At 70.0% G+C, this 6,330-nt stretch carries 6 protein-coding genes and 1 pseudogene; 2 read left to right on the top strand and 5 right to left on the bottom strand.

Annotated elements, in window-relative coordinates; all coding sequences use genetic code 11:
• Positions 1-95: 95 nt before the first annotated feature.
• Both IG90_RS0138455 and IG90_RS46575 read right to left on the bottom strand, forming a co-directional pair.
• Positions 96-614: an SRPBCC family protein gene (locus IG90_RS0138455; protein WP_030595841.1), complete on the bottom strand. Its 519-nt coding sequence runs from the start codon at positions 612-614 to the stop codon at positions 96-98.
• 83 nt (positions 615-697) lie between these two features.
• Positions 698-1,186, bottom strand: a complete 489-nt coding sequence (locus tag IG90_RS46575) for a hypothetical protein (RefSeq protein ID WP_051860460.1) — start codon at positions 1,184-1,186, stop codon at positions 698-700.
• Positions 1,187-1,361: 175 nt separating this feature from the next.
• Between IG90_RS46575 and ctaD the strand changes: the two are divergent.
• Positions 1,362-2,908, top strand: a pseudogene (ctaD, locus tag IG90_RS40360) (aa3-type cytochrome oxidase subunit I).
• A gap of 41 nt (positions 2,909-2,949) precedes the next feature.
• Positions 2,950-3,291, top strand: a complete 342-nt coding sequence (locus IG90_RS0138440) for a hypothetical protein (protein WP_030595838.1) — start codon at positions 2,950-2,952, stop codon at positions 3,289-3,291.
• Positions 3,292-3,397: 106 nt separating this feature from the next.
• On the opposite strand, the gene IG90_RS0138435 is transcribed toward IG90_RS0138440, so the two are convergent.
• The 3 genes from IG90_RS0138435 to IG90_RS0138425 form a co-directional block, all read right to left on the bottom strand.
• Positions 3,398-3,775 (bottom strand): VOC family protein, encoded by a 378-nt coding sequence (locus IG90_RS0138435; RefSeq protein ID WP_030595835.1) that lies wholly within the window; start codon positions 3,773-3,775, stop codon positions 3,398-3,400.
• Between the two features lie 66 nt (positions 3,776-3,841).
• Positions 3,842-5,449, bottom strand: a complete 1,608-nt coding sequence (locus IG90_RS0138430) for a sigma-70 family RNA polymerase sigma factor (protein WP_030595832.1) — start codon at positions 5,447-5,449, stop codon at positions 3,842-3,844.
• Positions 5,450-5,676: 227 nt separating this feature from the next.
• Positions 5,677-5,871 carry an antitoxin gene (locus IG90_RS0138425; RefSeq protein WP_030595829.1) on the bottom strand — a complete coding sequence of 65 codons (195 nt, stop codon included), beginning with the start codon at positions 5,869-5,871 and terminating at the stop codon, positions 5,677-5,679.
• Positions 5,872-6,330: the final 459 nt, after the last annotated feature.

Raw genomic sequence — 6,330 nt, 5'->3', positions numbered from 1 at the left:
GTTCCTCGTCCGACAGTCTCAACTCGGCCTTCGGCCGCCCCGTCCGTGCCATGAAGCAAGCTTATACATCTGAACAGAATTCCTGACTCAGAAGACTAGTTTCCGGTTCCCCGGGCGTCTGCTTCCAGCGCCGCCTTGAGCCGCTTCAGCGTCGTACGGATGTTGCCGCCCTGGAACTGCGCGAACGTCTTACCGCCGGTCGCGACGCGGTCGAAGACGTTGGCGACGAAGTCCGGCCAGCGACGCCGGTCGTCGGTCCAGGTCTCTGTGACCCGGGTCGCGCCGTCCACCGCCTCGAAGCGGTACTCCCAGGTGGCGATCGGTCCCGGGAGCAGAGGGCGCCGCAGACCGATCGCGTGCACCCGGAAGGCGAAACGCTCGCCGGGATCGGCCGCCGTCACCGTGCACCGTGTCGTCCAGCGTGCCGCGCCGCGCTTGTTCCGGCCCTCGAAGACCATGCCGACGTACGCGCCGCGCCGGTCGCCGCGCACGGTCGCGCCTCGGTTCTCGGGGCTCCAACGCCCCATCGCCGTGGGGTCGCTGAGCTGTTCGTAGACCTGCACCGGGGTGGCGTCGATGATGATGCTGTGCGCTACGGACATGGTGCGGGGCATGGCGCGACTCCTTGTCCACGGCCGTCGACGGACCACGCCCGGGTGCCGTACGGACCGTGGGCCGGCATCCCCGAGCCCATACCTTACTCGTGAGTAGATCCTGTGGGCCGGCGGGTGGAGCATGGCCGCGGCGGGTTCAACGCGTCCGCCGCTCCCCGCGGTTCGCGACCCGTATTCGTAACGTCGGCCGGCAGGCCCGACAGGCCACCGCCGGCGCGGGCGTCCGCGACGACCCCGGCCACCTCCCGCACGACCTTCGCCGGCCGGGCCCCGGGCTCCACCACCACCGTCGCCATCGCCCGCAGAGGCCGGCCCGCCAGGCGTACCCGCGCACGCGCCACGCCGTCGAACGCCGCCACCTGCGTCGTCATCGCCCGTTCCCACGCACGCCTGCGCAGCACCGGCCCGGTCCCCGGCAGCACCGCCCACCGCCGCCCGCCCGACAGAGCTTGACCGGCCAGCCACCACACCAGCGGAGCCGTACGACAGAGAGTCCGGCGGATCGGCTCCCGGACGTTGACTTGCGCTTTCGGTTGCGCCCGGACGAGGCCGAAGCGTTCGGCGTAGGCCATTTGAGTGTCCTTGTCGCCCGCTCGCGCCGGACGGAGAAGGATCTCCCACCGCACCGATGGCCATGGGTCCATTCTGGTCGCCGAGTCCACACGGGCCGTCGATCGAAGGAGCGTCGTAGTGACGACGAGGGGCATCTCGCAACCGGTGGAGACCGATACCGCCGAACAGGACGAAATGCCGGTACGGCGCGGGGAACCCGGCAACGTCATCATCAAGTGGATGACCTCGAGCAGTTCAACCAGGCGTTCACGATGCACGGCACGATCATGCTGCTGATGTTCGCGACGCCGCTGTTCGCCGGATTCGCGAACTGGATCATGCCGCTCCAGATCGGCGCGCCCGACGTGGCGTTCCCGCGGCTGAACATGTTCGCGTACTGGCTGTACCTCTTCGGCTCGCTCATCGCGGTGGCGGGCTTCCTCACCCCGCAGGGCGCCGCGGACTTCGGCTGGTTCGCCTACGCCCCGCTCAACGACACGGTCCGCTCGCCTGGCATCGGCGCCGACATGTGGATCATGGGTCTGGCCTTCTCCGGCTTCGGAACGATCCTCGGCTCGGTCAACTTCATCACCACGATCATCTGCCTGCGCGCACCCGGCATGACGATGTTCCGCATGCCGATCTTCACCTGGAACGTCCTGCTGACCGGTGTCCTGGTCCTGATGGCCTTCCCGGTCCTCGCCGCGGCCCTGCTGGCGCTGGAGGCCGACCGAAAATTCGGCGCACACATCTTTGACGCGGCCAACGGCGGCCCACTGCTGTGGCAGCATCTTTTCTGGTTCTTCGGCCACCCCGAGGTCTACATCATCGCCCTGCCGTTCTTCGGTATCGTGACCGAGATCTTTCCGGTCTTCAGCCGCAAGCCGGTATTCGGCTACATCGGCCTGGTCGCGGCCACCATTGCCATCGCGGGTCTGTCAGTGACCGTATGGGCGCACCACATGTTCGTCTCGGGAGCTGTGCTGCTGCCGTTCTTCTCGTTCATGACGTTCCTCATCGCCGTACCGACCGGTGTGAAGTTCTTCAACTGGATCGGCACGATGTGGAAGGGGTCCATCTCCTTGGAGACCCCGATGCTGTGGGCCATCGGGTTTCTGGTCACCTTCCTTTTCGGCGGCCTGACCGGGGTCATCCTCGCCTCACCGCCCTTGGACTTCCATGTCTCCGACTCCTACTTCGTCGTCGCCCATTTCCATTACGTGGTGTTCGGCACGGTGGTGTTCGCGATGTTCGCGGGATTCCACTTCTGGTGGCCGAAGTTCACCGGGAAACTGCTGGACGAACGGCTCGGGAAGGCGACGTTCTGGACACTCTTCTTCGGATTCCACGGGACTTTCCTCGTTCAGCACTGGCTCGGCGCCGAGGGCATGCCGCGGCGTTACGCGGACTATCTGGACGCCGACGGATTCACCGCGCTGAACACGATCTCCACCATTTCCTCCTTCCTGCTCGGACTGTCGATCCTGCCGTTCTTCTACAACATCTGGAAGACCGCCAAGTACGGAAAGAAGATCGAGGTCGACGACCCGTGGGGCTACGGCCGTTCGCTGGAGTGGGCCACCTCCTGCCCGCCGCCCCGGCACAACTTCGTCACCCTGCCGCGGATCCGTTCCGAATCCCCGGCGTTCGACCTGCACCATCCGGCGGTCCGTGCCCTGGAGGAAGCCACCAACCTTCCCGGGAACTCCGCGATCGTCGCCCCGGGGGACAAGCACGAGTGAGGACGGCCCCGGCCCGAACTGCCCGACGGAGAGGAGGACGGATGGAACCCGACAAGGACAGCGCCCGGGGCCTGGCCCAACTGGAGGGCTTTCTGCTGTGGAGCGCCGAGCTCGAGCGGGCGCGACGGCGGGCACGCCGATTCACCGACCAGCTGCCCTGGCTGACCACGGCGCAGCGTGAGGACGTCGAGCGGGTGTTCATCACTGAACGCGTGACCGAGTCCCGGGAGTCGCTCATCCGCATCCGCGACCGCGCGGACGAACTCCGCGAGGAGTACACCGGGCGCTACGCCCGTCTCCGGGCCCGCTGCGTCGCTGCCTCGGCCGGCGCGGTGGGTGCGGCGGCCTGCCTGGGCACCGCGCTGACGCTGGTGCTGCGCTGACCCTGGTGGGCTCCGTGGGCTCCGTGGGCTCTGGTGGGGACCCGGTGCGGCCGGCGGTCAGCGGCCGCACCGGACGAGCCGGGGCGCGGGAGCGGCGCCGGAACGGTCAGTGCCGTACCAGGCAGAAGGGGTGTCCGGCGGGATCCGCGTACACCCGCCAGCCGCGCCCCTCGTCCCCGGCGTCCAGCAGGGACGCCCCGGACGCCAGGACCTCCTCGTGGGCCCGTTCCTGGTCGGTGACGCCGAAGTCCAGATGAAACTGCTGGGGCGAGTCCTGGCCGGGCCAGCCGGGCTGCCGGTAGTCGGCCACCCGCTGAAAGGCCAGGACGAGGCCACCGGGCGTGTGCAACGTGGACCAGTCCGCGTCGCACCCCCACCGCCGGTCGGGACGGTCGACCTCGCCCCCGAGCAACGACGCGTAGAAGCCGGCCAGTTCCCTCGGGTCCGGGCAGTCCAGGACCACGCACTCCAGTTCAGCGATCATGGCCGCATCGTAGGCGTGTGCCGCGTGTGCCGCGTGTGCCGCGTGTGCCGCGTGTGCCGCGCGGACTCAGCGGGCCCCGAACACCTGCGTCCACACCGGACCGCCGCCGGAATCCTGCTTGCCCACGCCGATCTCCTTGAAGGAGCAGTTGAGGATGTTCGCGCGGTGCCCCGGACTGTCCATCCAGGACCGCATCACATCGGCCGGGGTCCGCTGCCCCTTGGCGATGTTCTCGCCGTAGGTGGACCACCGGTACCCGGCGGCGGTGATCCGGGCGCCCGGGTCCCTGCCGTCCTGCGAGGTGTGCGAGAAGTAGTCGTTGGCCTCCATGTCGGCGGAGTGCCGTTGCGCAGCGGTGTTGAGCTGATCGTTGACGGTCACCGGACCGCAGCCTTGCTTGGCCCGTTCCGCGTTGACCAGCTCGGTGACCTGCCCGGCGGTCCCCGCCGAGGCGGGCGGCGCGGGCGCGGGCGGGGCCGGCTTCGGTACCGGCGCGGCGGAGCTGGGCGCGGGCGGCGGGGTGCTCTTCTTCGGCTTCGCCTCGGGCGTACGCGAGGGGCTCGGCGACGGGGAGACGCTGGGCGACGCGGACGCGGACGCGGATGCCGTGGGAGACGGGGACGACGTCGGTGAGGCCGGTGCGGGCACCTCCGAACGGGGTGCCGGAGCGTCGGCCGTGACGGTCGTCGCGTCCCGCTCGTCGCCGTCGGTGTAGAGGTGTACCGCCGCGCCGCCCGTGCCCAGCGCCGCGACCGCGACCACGGCGGCGACGGCCGAGTTACGGCGCCGCCGCCGGGCCTGCACCCGTCTGCGCTCGGCGCGCCCCGCCCCGGCGCCGTCCGTGCCCGGCCCGGGGGCCCGCAGACGCGCCGCGGTGGCGAGCAGCTCGGGGGCGGCCCCTGCCCCCGCCATCGCGGCCACCGGGACCAGCGCGAGACCCACGAGCAGCCCCTCGGCGGGCACCAGCGCCGAGCCGTGCCCCGAGCACACCGTGCACTCGCGGGCGTGGCGGGCCAGCCGCTTGCGCCACAGGGCGGAGGGGACACCGTCCCAGCCGGCGGTGATGTCCTCCAGCAGCACGCACGGCGGTGCGGCCGCCAGCGCGCCCACCACGACCCTCGCGGCCTCCAGCTGGGCCTTCATCCGCTGCACCCGTACGGCGGTGTGCTGCGGGGAGAGTTCGAGAGCGGTGGCGACCTCGGCCCGGGACAGGTGGCCGGCCGTCTCCAGCCACCACAGCGACAACAGCGCGCGGTCGTCCTCGTCCAGCCAGCGCGTCGCCTCCGCCACCTGCCGCCGCTGGCCGGTCAGGCCGAGCTCCAAGATCGTCACCTCGACGAAGTCCGCGCGGGGATCCGGCAGGTCGTACGCGGTGTCCAGCCGGTCCGCCGGTATCGCACCCGACTGCCTCTCGCGCCAGTGCGTGCGTATCTCGTTCATGGCTATCGCCACCAGCCAGGAACGGAAACGCTCCGGGTCGCGCAGTTCGGGCAGTCCCCGGAGCATGCGCAGCACCGTCTCCTGCACCACGTCGTCCACGTCCGCATGACCGTCCAGCGCGCGTCCGACGACGTTGTACAGCAGCGGCAGGTATGCCGAGACGAGCTGGTCCTTGGCCTGCTGGTCGCCGCCCTGCGCCGCCGCGATCAAGACCGACGGGTGATCCTTGCCCATGCTGTGCTCACTCTTCCGGGGTCGGGTGCTGTCACTTCCCACACTCGGGAGATGGGGTGCGGGCGGGACGATAACAAGAATCCGTCGGACAACTCCGGAAACCTTCGCGCACATAGGGGCCTATATCACTGCATACCGGTCCGTGCCACGGATCGCCTTCCGTGGCACGGACCGGTATGCGGGACGGGCGGCGGCCGGCCGGCCGCCGGGTCACCGGCGGGGGCGCATCAGGTGCGGGGCGGCCCGTCCTGATCGCGGTCCGCTCCGAACCGCTGCCTGAGCTTGTCCTGGGCGGTGTCGACGTGGCCCCTGTGCTTGCCCTTCGTGCGGTGGTCGACCTTGTCGCCGGCCTTGTTGACGCCCTTGCCGGCGTGGCCCTCGTGGCCCTTGAACATATTCTTGATCTTGTCCATGGCGGACATACGGCCTCCTCCTCGACTCTGCGCCCCCTATCAAGGGTCACCGCACCGGGCCCGGCCCGCATCCGTGCCGGGAGGCCGCGAGGGCGCGCACAGGCGGCTCGGGTCCGGGCGGGAAGTGTGAAGCCGCTCCCACGGGGCACATACCGGTTGACCAGGAGGAGGTGGTGGCAATGGGCCGCATCCGAGTCGTCGTCCGTCGTCCCCCGCCCCCTTCGGGGCCGCCGCCGCTCGATCTGCGCACCCCGTCCGGTCGTCCCCTGCCCTACTGACCCCGCTCCCTGGTCGGGCCTGATCCGGACGAAAGTCCTAGGGTGTGTTTCGAAAGTAACGCCGTCCGCCCGGAGGGCGGGCTCGACAACATCTGGTGCGTGCGATCGCAAGGCGGAGGGTCGCCCCGATACTGGATGTATCGGGGTGATCCCGACAACGCGGCGAGCGTGCGTGCCAGACGCCGCCGAG

The organism is Streptomyces anulatus (assembly GCF_000721175.1).
GTDB lineage: Bacteria > Actinomycetota > Actinomycetes > Streptomycetales > Streptomycetaceae > Streptomyces > Streptomyces anulatus_C.
The sequence above is the reverse complement of the archived record's forward strand: the minus strand, read 5'-3'. Positions and strand labels throughout refer to the sequence as shown.